17 protein-coding genes are annotated in these 15,058 nt (G+C 63.3%); 3 read left to right on the forward strand and 14 right to left on the reverse strand.

Features of this window, described 5'->3' with window-relative positions; genetic code table 11:
- Window positions 1–251: 251 nt before the first annotated feature.
- The 10 genes from ACF8R3_RS04970 to ccmA are packed head-to-tail and all read right to left on the reverse strand — an operon-like array spanning window position 252 to window position 7,595.
- Complete coding sequence (locus ACF8R3_RS04970; protein WP_078478874.1) at window positions 252–674, reverse strand: hypothetical protein; 423 nt, start codon at window positions 672–674, stop codon at window positions 252–254.
- An 11-nt stretch (window positions 675–685) separates the two neighbouring features.
- Window positions 686–1,876 carry a c-type cytochrome biogenesis protein CcmI gene (gene ccmI / locus ACF8R3_RS04975; RefSeq protein WP_196127595.1) on the reverse strand — a complete coding sequence of 397 codons (1,191 nt, stop codon included), beginning with the start codon at window positions 1,874–1,876 and terminating at the stop codon, window positions 686–688.
- Window positions 1,869–2,345, reverse strand: coding sequence for a cytochrome c-type biogenesis protein (locus ACF8R3_RS04980; protein WP_058606096.1), 477 nt, complete (start codon window positions 2,343–2,345; stop codon window positions 1,869–1,871). Before ACF8R3_RS04980 ends, ccmI begins: the two co-directional genes overlap by 8 nt.
- Window positions 2,342–2,878, reverse strand: a complete 537-nt coding sequence (locus tag ACF8R3_RS04985) for a DsbE family thiol:disulfide interchange protein (protein WP_196186557.1) — start codon at window positions 2,876–2,878, stop codon at window positions 2,342–2,344. Before ACF8R3_RS04985 ends, ACF8R3_RS04980 begins: the two co-directional genes overlap by 4 nt.
- Window positions 2,875–4,848: a heme lyase CcmF/NrfE family subunit gene (locus ACF8R3_RS04990; protein ID WP_194286111.1), complete on the reverse strand. Its 1,974-nt coding sequence runs from the start codon at window positions 4,846–4,848 to the stop codon at window positions 2,875–2,877. Before ACF8R3_RS04990 ends, ACF8R3_RS04985 begins: the two co-directional genes overlap by 4 nt.
- 11 nt (window positions 4,849–4,859) lie before the next feature.
- A complete protein-coding gene (ccmE, locus tag ACF8R3_RS04995) occupies window positions 4,860–5,315 on the reverse strand; it encodes a cytochrome c maturation protein CcmE (RefSeq protein ID WP_058606094.1) in 456 nt (151 codons plus the stop codon).
- Window positions 5,312–5,488 carry a heme exporter protein CcmD gene (gene ccmD / locus ACF8R3_RS05000; protein ID WP_023533952.1) on the reverse strand — a complete coding sequence of 59 codons (177 nt, stop codon included), beginning with the start codon at window positions 5,486–5,488 and terminating at the stop codon, window positions 5,312–5,314. The genes ccmE and ccmD overlap by 4 nt, the downstream gene beginning before the upstream one ends.
- Window positions 5,485–6,252 carry a heme ABC transporter permease gene (locus ACF8R3_RS05005; protein ID WP_058639109.1) on the reverse strand — a complete coding sequence of 256 codons (768 nt, stop codon included), beginning with the start codon at window positions 6,250–6,252 and terminating at the stop codon, window positions 5,485–5,487. Before ACF8R3_RS05005 ends, ccmD begins: the two co-directional genes overlap by 4 nt.
- A gap of 45 nt (window positions 6,253–6,297) precedes the next feature.
- The gene (gene ccmB / locus ACF8R3_RS05010; protein WP_058639110.1) at window positions 6,298–6,966 is read right to left on the reverse strand and encodes a heme exporter protein CcmB; all 669 of its coding nucleotides are present in this window, start codon (window positions 6,964–6,966) and stop codon (window positions 6,298–6,300) included.
- Complete coding sequence (gene ccmA / locus ACF8R3_RS05015) at window positions 6,963–7,595, reverse strand: cytochrome c biogenesis heme-transporting ATPase CcmA (protein ID WP_392515078.1); 633 nt, start codon at window positions 7,593–7,595, stop codon at window positions 6,963–6,965. Before ccmA ends, ccmB begins: the two co-directional genes overlap by 4 nt.
- A 161-nt stretch (window positions 7,596–7,756) precedes the next feature.
- Here ccmA and ACF8R3_RS05020 point away from each other — a divergent pair, with 161 nt between their 5' ends.
- The 3 genes from ACF8R3_RS05020 to ACF8R3_RS05030 all read left to right on the forward strand — a co-directional run bounded on the left by ACF8R3_RS05020 (window position 7,757) and on the right by ACF8R3_RS05030 (window position 12,418).
- A complete protein-coding gene (locus tag ACF8R3_RS05020; RefSeq protein ID WP_197844588.1) occupies window positions 7,757–9,307 on the forward strand; it encodes a flagellar hook-length control protein FliK in 1,551 nt (516 codons plus the stop codon).
- A complete protein-coding gene (locus ACF8R3_RS05025) occupies window positions 9,304–9,636 on the forward strand; it encodes an EscU/YscU/HrcU family type III secretion system export apparatus switch protein (protein ID WP_078478879.1) in 333 nt (110 codons plus the stop codon). The genes ACF8R3_RS05020 and ACF8R3_RS05025 overlap by 4 nt, the downstream gene beginning before the upstream one ends.
- 73 nt (window positions 9,637–9,709) lie before the next feature.
- Complete coding sequence (locus ACF8R3_RS05030; protein ID WP_392515080.1) at window positions 9,710–12,418, forward strand: dermonecrotic toxin domain-containing protein; 2,709 nt, start codon at window positions 9,710–9,712, stop codon at window positions 12,416–12,418.
- A gap of 32 nt (window positions 12,419–12,450) precedes the next feature.
- On the opposite strand, the gene ACF8R3_RS05035 is transcribed toward ACF8R3_RS05030, so the two are convergent.
- Genes ACF8R3_RS05035 through ACF8R3_RS05050 form a run of 4 tightly spaced genes read right to left on the reverse strand, consistent with a single transcriptional unit; the run spans window position 12,451 to window position 15,052 of the window.
- The gene (locus ACF8R3_RS05035; RefSeq protein ID WP_058639114.1) at window positions 12,451–12,846 is read right to left on the reverse strand and encodes a DUF2802 domain-containing protein; all 396 of its coding nucleotides are present in this window, start codon (window positions 12,844–12,846) and stop codon (window positions 12,451–12,453) included.
- A gap of 1 nt (window position 12,847) precedes the next feature.
- Window positions 12,848–13,327, reverse strand: a complete 480-nt coding sequence (locus ACF8R3_RS05040) for a chemotaxis protein CheW (RefSeq protein WP_003254393.1) — start codon at window positions 13,325–13,327, stop codon at window positions 12,848–12,850.
- Between the two features lie 4 nt (window positions 13,328–13,331).
- Window positions 13,332–14,264 carry a CheW domain-containing protein gene (locus ACF8R3_RS05045; protein WP_145255408.1) on the reverse strand — a complete coding sequence of 311 codons (933 nt, stop codon included), beginning with the start codon at window positions 14,262–14,264 and terminating at the stop codon, window positions 13,332–13,334.
- The gene (locus ACF8R3_RS05050; RefSeq protein ID WP_058639115.1) at window positions 14,264–15,052 is read right to left on the reverse strand and encodes a ParA family protein; all 789 of its coding nucleotides are present in this window, start codon (window positions 15,050–15,052) and stop codon (window positions 14,264–14,266) included. Before ACF8R3_RS05050 ends, ACF8R3_RS05045 begins: the two co-directional genes overlap by 1 nt.
- Between the last annotated feature and the right edge of the window lie 6 nt (window positions 15,053–15,058).

A 15,058-nucleotide genomic window follows, 5' to 3' on the forward strand; every position in this document is an offset into this window, starting at 1 on the left:
CAAGATCAAGATCAAGATTGACGGTCTCGATGGCACTGAGGCTCTTTTGTATGAAGTGTCTTAAGTACTAAGAATTCATCTTGCTCTTTGCGGTGCAGCTGCCTTGTACAACATTACAGGGCTACCCCATTTCGTGTAGGAGCGGTCTTGTACCGCGATGGGCCGCGCAGCGGCCCCGGTTGTTTGGCTGTACCACTTACACAATTAACGCCGTTGTGCGGCCCATCGCGGCCGGTGCGGTGCCGAAAAATCTACTGCCCAAACGCCCGCCCCAGCCCTCCAGGCACACCACTGCTATCGGTCTGCTGCCAAGGCCCATCCGGGCTCACCGACCAGCTCCAGCCGTTGTCGAACCGGTAATACGTCCGCTGGCGGTAGAACGTGTTGGGTTTTTTGTCCAGCACATACACGCCCAACTTGGGGTCCCAGTGGCTCGCCCCGCCCGGCGGCGGGGCAAAGCTTGCCGAGGTGCGCGGCACTGGTTTGGCTGGGGGTGCAGGCTTGCTCCCAGGTCCAGCAGGCTGTCCACCTGGCAGCGGCTTGACCACCGGCCCTTTGGGCGGGAGCCGTTCGATCGGCGGTTCGGGCTCAGGCTGCGAAGCAGGGCCATGCACCGTACAGGCCGACAAACCCAGTGCCAGGGTGATCAGGCTAAGGCGTACCGTCGCGTGCATAGGGAACTCTCTTACGAATCAGGGCTGTCGATGATCAGGCGCTGCTGGGCCTGGGTCGTGTTGGGCAAAGGCGCGCTCTGGCCAACCCACTCGCCGCGGGTCGGCTGCCCATCCTTGGAAACGCGCGCAACCAGTTGGACTTCGGCGAAATCGGACAGTTTCATCTGCGCCATCATCGCATCCGCATCTGAAAGCTCGACCTCGATGGGCAACTGCGCCACCGTCACCCGCTTGGCGGCAAGTGGCATGGGCGGGCCGCTGCTGGCGCGGGCGAAAATGAAGACGGTGTCCTGTGCCTTGACCTTGTCCCGCAAAGCCGGCGCCAATTCCACCCGCACCTTCAAACGCACCGCAGCAGGTGCCGGCGCCTGAGCAGACTGAGTGCCCAACCGTTCAGCTGCACGGTCAATGCCGCCCTGCAATGCCGCGCGCGACGCATCCCCTTGCGGCAACTGCGCCAACAGCCGCTTCCAGTACTCGATAGCCTCCTGATAGCGCTCACCTTCAAATGCCGCAATGCCACGCAGCCCCAAGCTGGTGACCTCATTGGGATCGGCTTTCAGCGCCTCGTCAGTCAATGCCTGCAGTTGCCCACTCCAGCGCTTGTCGGCCGCGAAATACAGGGCCTGGGCCCACTGGCCCAGCAACTCGGGCTGGCGACCGGCCAGGGCTACTGCGCGCTCGAACGTGCGGGCCGCCTCGGCAGGGCGTTGTTCGGCCATGTAGGCACGGCCCAGGAAGTACACCGCCTCGGCCGAATCAGGTTGTGCCTGAACCACTCGCTCCAGGCGTGCCGTCATTTCTTCCATCGACTTAGGTGCCTGGGCAAATTCCTGGGTAAGGGCCACTTTGTCCGCCGCACCGAAGTGCAGGTACAGCCCCAACGCCAGCAGCGGCACCAGAGCCGCTGCCAGCAACGGCAAGGCCCTGCCCAATTGACGCTGCCTGGCGGGTTCGGCGCCCTCGGTGTCGGCCAGCAGTTCACGGGCGGCTTCGTCACGGCCCTGACTCAATTGCAGGTCATCGAGCACACCCGACGCTTGCTGCGCGGCCAGCGCGGCGATGCGTTCCTGATAGAGCACCACGTTGAGCGCCGTGCGGTCTTGCTCCTGCTGGTGGCGACGGCCACGCAGGATCGGGATCAGCAGAAAGCTGAGGGCCGCGAGCAGCAACAAGCCCGCGCTAAGCCAGAATTCAGTCATGGGTGCGTTCTTTTTCCAGCAGGTTGGCCAGCCGTGCGCGCTCCTCGGCTGACAATTCATCAGTGCCTTGCACGGCCGCCAGGCGACGACGCCGCACAATCACCGCCAATACGGCGAACCCGCCGACCAGCAGAATGCCCGGGCCAAACCAGAGCAACCAGGTCCGGCCGCTCAGCGCAGGCTTATAGCGCACGAAATCACCGTAACGGTCGACCATGAAGTCGACGATCTGCTGGTTGCTCTTGCCCTCACCCAGCATACGGAATATTTCCCGGCGCAGGTCAGCCGCAATGGGGGCATTGGAGTCGGCGATATCCTGGTTCTGACACTTGGGGCAGCGCAATTCCTTGGTCAGTTGCTGGTAGCGCTCACGCTCGGCCTGGTCACGAAACTGGTAGGTATCGATGGCGGCCTTGGCCACCCCACCGACGCACAGGCTCAAGGTCAGGGCTGCGAACCAGCGCTTCATGGCGTCGCCTCGTCGAGCAGCGCTTGGTAGCGTGGCGCCAACTGCTCGCGCCAGACACTGGCGTCGACCACGCCCACATGCTTGTAGCGAATCACGCCGTCGCCATCGATCAGGAACGTCTCCGGCGCACCGTAGACACCCAGGTCCAGCCCCAGGCTGCCCTGCTCGTCATTGATGTCCAGCAGGTAGGGGTTGTGGAACTCGGTCAGCCACTTCTGCGCTGCGGCGTTGTCGTCCTTGTAGTTCACCCCATAGATGACCACACCCTGGGAAGCCAACTGATTGAGATAAGGATGCTCGACCTTGCACGACGCGCACCAGGTGGCCCAGACGTTGACCAGCGCAGGCCGGCCCTGCAGGTCTGCCTGGGTAAGCGTACGGTCGCCTTGGGTGGAAGCCAGCGAAAAGACCGGGAACGGTTTGCCGATCATGGCCGAGGGCAATTCATCGGGCTTGAGAAACAAACCTTTGTACAGGAACACCGCCACCAGCAGGAACACCGCCAGGGGCATGACCATCAACCAACGTTTCATGCAACTGCTCCAGACACACCCAGGGCCTCGCGCACCCGGGACTTGACCTTGACGCGGTAGCGCCGGTCGAGGGCCGCCAGCAATCCGCCAAGGCCAGTCAACAGACCGCCCAGCCAGATCCAGCGGACAAAGGGCTTGATGTGCACACGCACCGCCCAGGCACCGTTTTCCAAAGGCTCCCCGAGGGCCACGTACAGGTCGCGGGTAAACCCTGCGTCGATCCCGGCCTCGGTCATCATCGACTGCTGCACGGTGTACAGGCGCTTCTCCGGGTGCAGGGTGGCCACAAGGCGACCCTCGCGGCTGACCACCACCGTGCCCTTGTCGGAAATGAAGTTGGGCCCTTCGAAGTGCCTGGCGCCCTGGAACAGGAAATGATATCCGCCCAGCTCCACGCTTTCGCCGGGGGCCATGCGCAGATCACGCTCGGCGCTATTGTTGCTCGACAGCACCACCCCAAGGGCACACACCGCAAGCCCCAGGTGAGCGACCTGCATGCCCCAGTAACTGCGTCCTAGGCCAGGCAGCCCTCTGAGCAGCCCCTTGTGGCGCGTCTTGTCGAGCACATCGCGCAACCCCCCGAGCACTACCCAGGCGGCCAGGGCGAACGTGGCCAGCACCTGCCAGTCGAAATCGTCGACGATCAGGCCCGCCACCGGCGCCAGCACGGCGCTGCCGACCAGGACCGGCGTCATCATGCCCAGTAGCCACTTGCCAGGCGTATCTTTCCACCGCACCACCACCCCTACTCCCAGCACCAGCATCAGCAGTGCCATAAGCGGCAGGAACAGGGCGTCGAAATAGGGCGGGCCTACCGAGAGCTTGGCGCCGGTCAGGGCATCGAGCACCAGCGGGTACAAGGTGCCCAGTAAAATCATCGATGCCGCGACCACCAACACCAGATTGTTCGCCAGCAGCAGGGTTTCGCGCGACCACAGGGCAAACCCCACCTGGCTCTTGACCACTGGCGCACGCAAGGCGAACAGGGTCAGTGAGCCGCCGACCACGAACAGCAGGAAGAACAGGATGAAAATGCCGCGCGACGGGTCGGCGGCAAAGGCATGCACGGAGGTGAGAACCCCGGAACGCACCAGGAACGTCCCCAGCAGGCTCAGTGAGAACGCAGCGATGGCCAACAGGACGGTCCAGCTCTTGAACACCCCGCGCTTCTCCGTCACTGCCAGGGAATGGATCAGCGCCGTGCCTACCAGCCAGGGCATGAACGATGCGTTTTCCACCGGGTCCCAGAACCACCAGCCACCCCAGCCCAGTTCATAGTAGGCCCACCAGGAACCCAGGGTGATGCCCACGCCCAAGAACGCCCAGGCCACCAGGGTCCAGGGCCGCGACCACCGGGCCCAGGCGGCGTCTAGACGCCCGCCGAGCAGGGCGGCGATGGCGAAGGCGAAGGCGACCGAAAAACCGACGTAGCCCATGTACAGCATTGGCGGATGCACGATCAGGCCAATGTCCTGCAGCAGCGGGTTGAGGTCCCGGCCATCGACAGGCACCTGTGGCAGCAGGCGCTGAAACGGGTTGGAGGTGATGATCAAAAAGCTCAGAAAGCCCACGCTGATCATGCCCATGACCGCCAGCACGCGGGCGAGCATCACCTGGGGCAATTGCCGCGAGAACACCGACACGGCGAAGGTCCAGCCCCCCAGAATCAGCGCCCAGAGCAGCAGTGAGCCCTCATGCGCCCCCCAGACCGCGCTGAACTTGTAGTACCACGGGAGTGCACTGTTCGAGTTGCTGGCCACGTAGGCAACCGAAAAGTTGTCGGTCATGAAGGCATGGGTCAGGCACGCGAACGCGAACGTCAGAAAGGCGAACTGCCCCCAGGCTGCGGGCCGCGCCAGGCTCATCCACAAGCTGTCACCACGCCACGCCCCAATCAGCGGCAGGCTGGCCTGCACAGCCGCGAAGCAGATGGCCAGAATCATCGACAGTTGGCCCAGTTCGGGTATCACCAAGGCTGCGTTCATGGCCGCGCCCCCGTCTGGGTTGCCGCCTGGCCGCTTTCTTTCAGCGCCTTGCTGACTTCAGGGGGCATGTACTTTTCGTCATGCTTGGCCAGCACTTCGTCGGCCACCACCACGCCGTCGCCGTTGAGCTTGCCCAAGGCCACGATGCCCTGCCCTTCACGGAACAGGTCCGGCAGGATGCCGCGGTAAGTGATGGGTACGGACTTGTTGAAATCGGTGACCACGAAGCGCACGTCCAGCGAGTCGGAGGAGCGTTGCACCGAGCCCTGTTCGACCATGCCGCCGGCGCGGATGCGCGTGTCCAGCGGTGCCTCGCCATTGGCGATCTGGGTGGGGGTGTAGAACAGGTTGATGTTCTGTTGCAAGGCAGTGAGGGCAAAGCCCACGGCAACCCCGACGCCGACCAGCAGACCGACGATGAGCAACAGGCGTTTCTTGCGCTGCGGATTCACTGCGTTTTCTCCCGGCGCAAGCGGCGCGCCTCTTCTTGCAGGTAGCGGCGCCGGGCCAACACCGGCACGGCGACGTTAAGCGCCAGCACCGCGGCGCAGATGCCGTAGGCCGACCACACATAAAGGCCGTGGTGACCCATGGCGATGAAATCACCGAAACTGGCGAAACTCATGGCACGACCCTCCCAGCCAGGCTGCTCGATATTTCTTCCTTCACCCAACTGGCGCGTGCCTCGCGCTTGAGTACCTCAAGGCGCATGCGCATCAAGAGCACCGCGCCAAAGAAGCAGTAGAAGCCCAGCGCCGTGCACAACAGCGGCAACCACATATCGGCGGGCATCGCAGGCTTTTCGGTCAGGGTAAAGGTGGCGCCCTGATGCAGCGTGTTCCACCACTGGACCGAATACTTGATGATGGGAATGTTCACCACGCCAACGATGGCCAGCACGGCGCAGGCTTTTGCCGAGCTGTCACGATTACTGATTGCCTGGCCCAGCGCAATGATGCCGAAGTACAGGAACAACAGGATGAGCATCGAGGTGAGGCGCGCATCCCACACCCACCAGCTGCCCCAGGTTGGCTTACCCCAGATGGCTCCGGTCACCAGCGCCACGGCGGTCATCCAGGCGCCGATGGGGGCAGCGCATTGCAGGGCGACATCGGCCAGCTTCATCTTCCACACAAGCCCCACCACACCGGCCACCGCCAGCAGAACGTAACAGGACTGGGCCAACATCGCGGCCGGGACATGGATGTAGATGATGCGAAAGCTGTTGCCCTGCTGGTAGTCCTGGGGCGCGAAGACCAGCCCCCAGACCACGCCGACCACCAACAAGAGCCCGGCAGCGATGGACAGCCACGGCAACATGCGCCCGCTAATGGCATAGAACCATTTCGGAGAGCCCAGCTTGTGAAACCACGTCCAGCTCATTTTCATCAGGGTGCATCCAGGGTATTGGCCAGGCTTCAAAGCCCAGGCTCGTTATTCGCCGACGCTGATTTTCAGGCCGGCGGCGATCGCAAAGGGTGCCAGGGTCACGGCCAGGGCCGTCAGGCTGGCGAGCCAGAGCAGGTGGCCGGTGGCGGGCATATTCTGCAACGCCGCCTGCAATGCACCACTGCCCAGGATCAATACAGGGATATACAACGGCAGAATCAGCAATGCCAGCAACAAACCGCCGCGCTTGAGGCCGACCGTCAGCGCAGCGCCCACCGCGCCCAACAGGCTCAACACCGGCGTGCCCAGCAGCAGCGAGCCCAGCAGCACCGGCAGACAGTGCCCTGGCAGGCCGAGCATCAGCGCCAGCAACGGTGCCAGCAACACCAGCGCAAGCCCGGAGAACAGCCAATGCGCCAGCACTTTGGCCAACACCATCAGTGCCAGCGGATGCGGCGAGAGCACCCACTGCTCCAGCGAGCCATCTTCGAAGTCGCTGCGAAACAGCCCGTCCAGGGACAACAGCACCGCCAGCAGTGCAGCCACCCACATAAGCCCCGGGGACAGGTTCTGCAGCATCTGGGTCTGCGCCCCGACGGCCAAGGGGAACAAGGCCACCACGATGGCGAAGAACACCAGCGGGTTGGCAAGCTCCGCAGGCCGGCGAAACAGCAACCGCGCTTCGCGTCGCAACAACAGGGTAAAGACGCTCATGCTGCCCACTGCCCCAGGTTGAGTTCTCGGTAGCCCGCAGGCGTGTGGGACAGGGTGTGGTGGGTGGTCAGCACCACGGTGCCACCGTGCTCGCAATGGGCGGCCAGATGGGCCTCCAGGTCCGCGACGCCCTGTTTGTCCAGGGCAGTGAACGGCTCGTCCAGAATCCACAACGGTGCGGCTGCCAGGTGCAGACGCGCCAGGGCCACGCGGCGTTGCTGCCCGGCCGACAAGGTATGGCAAGGCGCGTCCTCGAAACCGCGCAGCCCGACTGCAGCCAGGGCCTGCCAGATCTGTTCGCGGCTGGCTGGACGGTGCAGCGCGCACAGCCAGGTCAGGTTCTCTTCGGCTGTGAGCAGTTCCTTGATGCCCGCGGCATGGCCAATCCACACCAGGATGCTGGCCAACGCATGCTGCTGTTCGTCCAACGGACGTCCACCGAGCAGGATCTGACCGGCGGTCGGCTGCATCAGGCCAGCCAGCAGGCGCAACAGGCTGGTCTTGCCGCTGCCGTTGGGGCCGCTGATCTGTAGCATGTCGCCTGGCCGCAGTTCGAAGGCAAGGTGCTCGAACAGCAGGCGCCAGTCGCGCTCGCAGGCCAGGCCCACGGCTTGAAGATGAAGAGTCACGGTTCTGCCTTATCGTTCTAGGGTTCGGATGACGCTACCCGAAGCCCTGCCACTCAAGTCACCCGGTGCGCTGCCGTTATACTGGCAATCACGGGCGGGCGGCATTATTACATGCACAGCCAAGCTGCCAAGAGGCTGGGTACCTAAGGTTGTATACAATCATGACTGAAATCAATAGTCTCGGCCTGCAAACCCTGAACGGCGCCCAGGCAATCAAGGCGGCGATGACCGGTGAACTGCTGCGCCTTACCCAGGCCCAGCCCGGGTTGCTCGGCCCTGGCGAGACCGCGCAGGCTGAAGTGGTTGCCATGCGCCAGACCGGCCAGGAGTTTCAGCTGGTTTTGCGTCTGCTGCAAGCCAACGGCCTGCAGACCCAACTGCAAGCCAGCGCCAGCCAGCCTTTGCCTCAGGGCAGTCAGGTGACCGTGAGCCAGCCAGAAGCCGGCCGGCTGGCCATTTTGCTGCAGCAGGCAAGTACCAGCCAGGTCTCGACCCTGACGCGCCTGGACACCGCCCGGGTACCGGTCGGTAGCCTGTTGCAGGGCAAGGTGTTGACCAATCAGGTGCTGCCCGAAACCCCTGGCCAGCCTGCCAGCTACCGGGCGCTGGTGAGCCTTCTGAATACCGCCCAGGCCGGTGCCGTGCTGGCCGTGGACAGCCCCAGGCCGTTGGCGATCGGCAGCCTGCTCAGTGCGCGCGTGCAGGGTGACCAGTCCTTGCAGTTCGTCCCCTTGGCCGGCAGGCAGGACCAACTGGGTATCGCCCAGCATCTGGGCAGCCAGCAAAATCGCCAGGCCTCGCTCCCGAGCCTGTTGGCCGGCCTGCAACAGTTGGCGCGCGACCCGGAGGCTGACAGCCCGCTGCGCACGACGATCGAGCGCCTGCTTGGCGCGCTGCCGACGGCCCAGCAACTGGGTGATGCAAAAGCCGTTGCGCAGGCGCTGCTCAACAGCGGCGCCTTTCTGGAGGCAAAACTGATGACCGGGGCCACGGCGGGGCTGGGCGCCGATCTCAAGGCCAACATGCTTCAACTCATTACCCAGATCAGCACCAACGCCGCCCTTGGCCCACCACCGGCCAGCCTGGCAGCGGCCGTGCCGGCGCTGGTTCGAAACGCGCTGGGCACGCTCGAACGGGTAAGTCCCAAGCCCCAGCCGGGCGCATTCCCGCTGCCCTCAAGACTGTTGCAGGCCTTGGAGGACGAAGGTGATCTGGAGCAATTGCTGCGCTTGGCCGCAGCTGCCGTTTCGCGCCTGCAGAGCCACGCCATGAGCAGCCTGCAGCAAAGCGGCACACTGGAAAACGGCAACCTGCAGACCACTTGGCAGACCGAAGTGCCCATTCGCCACGGGCAGGAATTCGTGCCCCTGCAGGTCAAGCTTCAGCGCGAAGAAACCCCTCAACAGCAGGCCGACCGCGAGCATCAGGCCCCTGATGCGTTGCAACCGTTGTGGCGGATCGAACTGGCTTTCGATCTGGCGCCGCTCGGCCCGCTGCAGGTCCAGGCCCAATTGGCCCAAGGCCGTCTCAACGGCCAGCTGTGGGCCGAGCGCGAACCGACCGCTCGCCTGATCGAGCGCCAGCTTGGTGCACTGCGTGAACGCCTGCTGGCGCGTGGCCTGGAGGTCGATGAGCTGCACTGCTTCCCCGGCGCACCTGCGCAGGGCCCCCGGACACGGGTCGAACAACGCTGGGTGGACGAAAACGCATGAGTACCCCTACCCCCCGCCAGGCCGTAGCACTGAGCTACGATGGACAACAGGCGCCCACACTCAGCGCCAAAGGCGACGATGAACTGGCCGAAGCCATCCTGGCCCTGGCGCGCGAACATGAAGTACCCATCTACGAAAACCCGGAGCTGGTGCGCCTGCTGGCACGCCTTGAGCTGGGCGAGCAGATTCCCGAAGCGCTGTACCTGACCATCGCCGAAATCATCGCGTTCGCCTGGCAGTTACGCGGCAAAGTGCCAGCGGGCTTCGACGATGCTCCGGCCCAACCACGCGACGTTACGCCCAGGCACTTGCGCCTGCCCGAAGGGTAGTAATCGGCTAAGGCCCCATGCGACGATGGGGCCGACACTGTATCGGCTCCTTTTACTGCATGAGTCGATGACCATGGCTGATACACGTGTCAATTCGGTTGGCCTGCGCTACGTGCGCGGCCACCTGCAACACATCCCCCGCCCCGACCGCCAGGCCGCCAGCGACATACGCGATTGGGCCTGCCGCCAAGGCCATGACCTGGACCCGGATCAGACCGACGTGGTCACCCTGCACTACAGAGGCGATCAAGCCGTCGTGGTTCAGCGCCTGTCCCTGACCGAAGCGGTGCTGTCCAACTGGCAAGGGGAAAACAGCAAGGATCTGGTCGGCCAGCTTTTCCCTGGCGGCTGGGCCGGCCATCTCCCTGCCCACCCACTACGCATTGTCGAGCGCTTGCCCGACCTGGGGCCATGGGCGCAGGGTGGCGCCTATTCTGTGTTCAACGGGCTGTTTCGCCGCACCGAACCTAGACGCTATGACATCACCACCCATTTACCCATCGACGTCGAGGCCATGCAGCGCTTCGTCTGGGAGCTGGACTTCCATGCCCGTTTCGTCGCCATGCTCGACGCGTATTGGCACGAGGCCAGCGACAGCCACCGACAAGCGCTGCAGATCGGCTTCGTGGCAGCCTGTAACAAGCAAGTCCAGGAAGGTTCGCTCAGCGAGGCAGGCCGACAGATGCTCTGGGAAGCCGCAGGCCTGGCGCCGCGCGCTGACAGCCTGAGGATCAGAGCGCTGAATGTGTATGGCTACGCGGCTACCGACCTGATTGGCATTGCCGACCAGAAGCGGCGCAAGGTCCTGCTCTACCTGCCAGGCAATGCCTCACCCTTCCATGAGTTCGGCAGCCTGGGCGCCATGAAGGACTGGGTCGGTGAACAGTGCCGCGATCCGGAAAAGCGTCAGGCCCTGCGCCGCTATTTTCGGCTGGCCGACACGCCGGATGGGCTCGACTTCAGCGGCTTGGACACTGCGCTTGAGGGGTTGGGCGTCTATCCTGCGATCCATTACCGATCACCCAACCGACCGGGTTTCACTACCGACGGCCCCTGGCCGCCGAAGAAATACGTGTACTACAAACTAAAAAAATACAGCCCGTTGATCGAGGGCGACCTATTCACGGCGCTTACCGAGCGCCAACGCAAGCGCAGCTATGCCGATGCCGACTTCATCATCACCAGTGACCAGGCCGTAACCAAGGCGAAATGGCGCGGGTATCTGGCTACCTCAATCAATTTGCTGGCGCCCTTGGCTATCGTTATGCCGGCACTGGCGCCCATGCTCGCCCTGGCAGGCGTGGCGCAATTCGGGCTTGGCCTGGACCAGGCAATTGATGGCAAAACGCTCGAAGACCAGGCTGAAGGCGTTTCCAACACGGTCTTCGGTCTGCTGAACGCCCTGCCTCTGGCTAGCGAAGCGGCGACGCGCGCCACCGAGCTATTTTCCCTCAAGCGCGTGCGATTCTTTACGCCTGTCCGTTTGAACGATCAGCTGGGTTACCCACTGAGCCCGATCAACCCACCCCATTTTGCAGAACCCGAGATAGGCGCTTTCTTCGACAACGCCATCGAGCCAGTACAGGCTGATGACAGCCCTGTGGCGCGTTCAGTCATACGAATACCGGTCAGCGAGGAAGGGCCTGCGGAGCTGCAGACCGAAGTGGGCGGCTACAACATAACGGTGCTTTACGACAGTGAGCATGACGCTTTCATCACCGAACAGGCCTCGAATGATCTCAACCCGCCCTACTACCAGGCCATGCCCGGGCGACGCAGTTTGATCCGAATCGATGTCACGACACGCCCAGTGACCGATCAGATGCGCTCGGCGACCCTCAAGGGGCTTGGTGTCGATCTGCCGCTACCGATTGAAATGCCCCCCGTCGCGCAGGATACAGTGCACCCGATTCCTAAAACCATCTCCAGCCTTTGGGTTGGCAACAAAGTTATAGCGCCTGAGCTGGTGGATAACCTGGCGGCCAACGCCGAGCGCCTGAGCAACAGCTCGTTCAGTTACCGCTTGTACCTGTCCAAGGCAGACCCCGAGGCGTTCGAGACCAACCGCCAGTTACTCGGTCAGCGCGCGCCCAATCTGCAGGTGCTGCCATTAGAGGACCAGCCCTTCTATGCCCGTTTCAGTGAAAGCCCCCATTTCGAGCAATACCGGGATGCCGTAAACGCCCCCGGGGCCAATTTCTCCTCGGCATCGGACATTTTGCGCTACCCGATGCTACACGCGCAGGGCGGGATCTACATGGATGTGGACGATACGTTGCTTGCCCATCCCGAGGCGCCGGAGGATCCCGCGCGTGCAGCCATAGAGGCTGTGGACCTGGCCACGACCCCGGACGGTTTCATTCTGGGGGACCCGGCAAACAACGACACCCTCGGCATGCATTGCCACTACAACAGCAACATGATTGCCAGCCATCCAGGCAACCCCAACCTGCAAGCGATCAGCGAGGCCATGCATGCACGCTACCAGGCCAATGGGGACTTCTATCAGCATCGGCCAACGACCGACATGCCAGGTTTCAAGGCCTACGCCAGACGCCTGAACCACCTCACAGGCCCAGGAGTGCTCAACGACGTGATCGATCAACACCTCCCCAGGCTTCAACGCTTGCGCCAGCTCTGCAATCTGCAGAGCTTGCCGCAGAGCAAGCCATTGTTTTTGCTTGCAGGCAAAGAAGCGCAAATCAAATCAGCCGTAGAACACGACCTGGCCTTGAACCGTGTTGCCCGCGTAGGCAACTACCATTCCTGGAGCAAACCCTGAAATGCACAGGGCGACTTGCGTCGCCCTGATATTCAGTTGTTGCGGTGCAGTTTGCTCATCAGCTCAGCCTCGGCCTGGGTTAGACCGCAGGTTTCGGTAAGCTCCGACACGCTGGCACCCATGCCGACCAGCCGTGCAGCCTGGGTGAAGGTGACGCTGCTCGGGTCACGCTGCTCAAGCCGCTCCAACCGGTCGGGCAGCGTGGCCACTGCACCGCGCAGCTCATGGATGGCCTCGCCCATGCGCACGGTGACGTTCTGGTAATCATCGAGCCGCTTGCCGAGGTCCTTGATACGCTGGTCGCGCAGGGCATCGCCAATGGCCTGCTGAGCAGCCAGCTCGCGCTGACGCTTGGTGTAGTTCAGGAAGAACCACAGGCTCAAGGCCCACAGCAGGGCCAGTAAAATGACGCCGACCTCGAAAATCAAGTCAGATGTTCTCCAGTTCCGACCACTCTTCCTCGGTCATCATCTTGTCCAGTTCGACCAGAATCAGCAGTTCGCCATTCTTGTTGCACACACCCTGGATAAACTTGGCCGATTCTTCGTTGCCCACGTTGGGCGCGGTTTCAATCTCGGACTGGCGCAGGTACACCACTTCGGCGACGCTATCGACCAGAATGCCGACCACTTGCTTGTCTGCCTCGATGATGACGATGCGGGTGTTGTCGGTGACCTCGGTTGGCATCAGCCCGAAGCGCTGGCGCGTGTCGATCACGGTCACCACGTTGCCGCGCAGGTTGATGATACCCAGCACATAGCTGGGCGCACCCGGCACCGGGGCGATTTCCGTGTAGCGCAGCACTTCCTGCACCTGCATCACGTTGATGCCGTAGGACTCGTTGTCCAGACGGAAGGTAACCCACTGCAGGATCGGATCTTCAGAACCTTGTGCGGACGACTTTTTCATTCCCCTACCCCTTGAAATCCGCCTTTGGCGGTGTGTTCGGTGTGATGTGCGGTTTGGCGTGCAGCTGCTTGACGGCGCCGCTGGCGATCAACTCGGCCAGCTCCGCCACGTCCAGCAGTGCACACATGTGTTCAATGACCGTGCCGGCCAGCCACGGCCGCTGGCCCCGCTGGCTACGCCACTTGATCTCGGACGGGTCCAGGCGCAGCGAGCGGCTGACCTGATGCACAGCCAGCCCCCATTCATAGCCCTGGACAGAAATGACGTATTGCAGGCCCTGCCGGAAATCGTCGCGGTAGCGGTCGGGCATGACCCAGCGCGCGGTATCGAGCACCTTGAGGTTGCCAGCCTGGCACGTGAGGATGCCCAGGAACCACTCGGGCTGCCCGAACAGCGGCGTCAGCTCGCGATCGGCCAAGGTATAGATCGAGCCCAGGCACACCAGCGGCACGGCCAGGGTCAGGCCGGCCACATCGAACAGCAGGCACTCGAACGGCTCGGCAGCCCAGGCCGGACGCCCATCGACGGTGGCCGGCGGTACGGGCACGTCCGGTGCGGGCAGGTGGACGTCCACCAGAGGCATTGCCGGCGCTACAGTCGGCGTATCGATCAGGACCGGGATGCTGGCCTCTGCCACCACTGCCTGTTCTACTACCGCCACCACCGGCGGCTGCACCGGTATCACGCTAGGCAATACCGCAAGCCTGGGCTCGGCGAACGGCCGTTCAGCTGCGGCAGGTGCCGGTTTTGCCTGGGTGGCCTGGCCTGGCTCGCGCCCATCGCGGGCCTGCTCCTGGCGCACCGCCTGGGCGAAGTCATCTGCCGTGTCTGACGCTGGCAGCGCCTCCAGGGGCTCGGTGGCTTCCTGGAGCAGACCGTCGAGATACGACTGCAGCGCCAACTGAGGCTTGCTGCTCACTTGCCGTGTTTGTGTCATCAGGCCACCTGCGCCGCGGGCGTGTAGGTCAACAAGTGCTTGAGCAGCGCCCGGTAGGCCACCAGCCCGCGGCTCTTGTTGTCGAATTGCGACGGCGTGACGCCCTGGCGGCTCGCATCGCGCAGCCGCGTGTCCACGGGAATATAGCCCTGCCATACCTGTTCGCCGTAGGCATCGCGCAGCAACTTGAGCGTTCCCAGGGAGGCCTGGGTACGCCGGTCGAACAACGTCGGCACGATCTGGTACGGCAGCGCCTGGCGCCGGGAGCGGTTGATCATGGCCAGGGTGCCGACCATGCGTTCAAGGCCCTTGACGGCCAAAAACTCTGTCTGCACCGGGATGACCAGTTGCTGGCTGGCCGCCAGCGCATTGACCATCAACACCCCCAGCAAAGGGGGACTGTCGATCAGTGCGAAGTCGAAGTCCTGCCACAGCTGCGCCAGACTCTTGGCAATGACCAGTCCCAAACCGTTCTGGCCGGGCGATTGCCGCTCCAGTACGGCAAGGGCGGTGCTGGAGGGGAGCAATGATATGCGCTCGTCACTGGTGGGCAACAGCAACTGCCCCGGCAGCCCATCCGGAACGCTGCCCTTGTGCAGGAACAGGTCGTAGCAGCTATGTTCCAGCGCATCGGGGTTATGCCCGAAATAGCTGGTCATCGACCCATGTGGATCAAGATCGACGACGATCACGCGCTTGCCGGCGTCGGCCAGCAGGCCAGCCAGGGCGATGGTGGTGGTGGTCTTGCCGACGCCACCTTTTTGATTGGCTACTGCCCAGACTCTCATCAGGCA

It is taken from the genome of Pseudomonas sp. FYR_7 (assembly GCF_043106155.1).
Taxonomy (GTDB): Bacteria; Pseudomonadota; Gammaproteobacteria; order Pseudomonadales; family Pseudomonadaceae; genus Aquipseudomonas; species Aquipseudomonas parafulva_B.

Bases quoted from the DNA above. Each gene is read 5' to 3' on its own strand.
- ACF8R3_RS05020 (WP_197844588.1), top strand. From the start codon at position 7,757: ATGACTGAAATCAATAGTCTCGGCCTGCAAACCCTGAACGGCGCCCAG.
- ACF8R3_RS04985 (WP_196186557.1), bottom strand. From the start codon at position 2,878: ATGAAACGTTGGTTGATGGTCATGCCCCTGGCGGTGTTCCTGCTGGTG.
- ccmD (WP_023533952.1), bottom strand. From the start codon at position 5,488: ATGAGTTTCGCCAGTTTCGGTGATTTCATCGCCATGGGTCACCACGGC.
- ACF8R3_RS05005 (WP_058639109.1), bottom strand. From the start codon at position 6,252: ATGAAAATGAGCTGGACGTGGTTTCACAAGCTGGGCTCTCCGAAATGG.
- ccmI (WP_196127595.1), bottom strand. From the start codon at position 1,876: ATGACTGAATTCTGGCTTAGCGCGGGCTTGTTGCTGCTCGCGGCCCTC.
- ACF8R3_RS04980 (WP_058606096.1), bottom strand. From the start codon at position 2,345: ATGAAGCGCTGGTTCGCAGCCCTGACCTTGAGCCTGTGCGTCGGTGGG.
- ACF8R3_RS04970 (WP_078478874.1), bottom strand. From the start codon at position 674: ATGCACGCGACGGTACGCCTTAGCCTGATCACCCTGGCACTGGGTTTG.
- ccmB (WP_058639110.1), bottom strand. From the start codon at position 6,966: ATGAGCGTCTTTACCCTGTTGTTGCGACGCGAAGCGCGGTTGCTGTTT.
- ACF8R3_RS05025 (WP_078478879.1), top strand. From the start codon at position 9,304: ATGAGTACCCCTACCCCCCGCCAGGCCGTAGCACTGAGCTACGATGGA.
- ACF8R3_RS05040 (WP_003254393.1), bottom strand. From the start codon at position 13,327: ATGAAAAAGTCGTCCGCACAAGGTTCTGAAGATCCGATCCTGCAGTGG.
- ACF8R3_RS05050 (WP_058639115.1), bottom strand. From the start codon at position 15,052: ATGAGAGTCTGGGCAGTAGCCAATCAAAAAGGTGGCGTCGGCAAGACC.
- ACF8R3_RS05030 (WP_392515080.1), top strand. From the start codon at position 9,710: ATGGCTGATACACGTGTCAATTCGGTTGGCCTGCGCTACGTGCGCGGC.
- ACF8R3_RS05045 (WP_145255408.1), bottom strand. From the start codon at position 14,264: ATGACACAAACACGGCAAGTGAGCAGCAAGCCTCAGTTGGCGCTGCAG.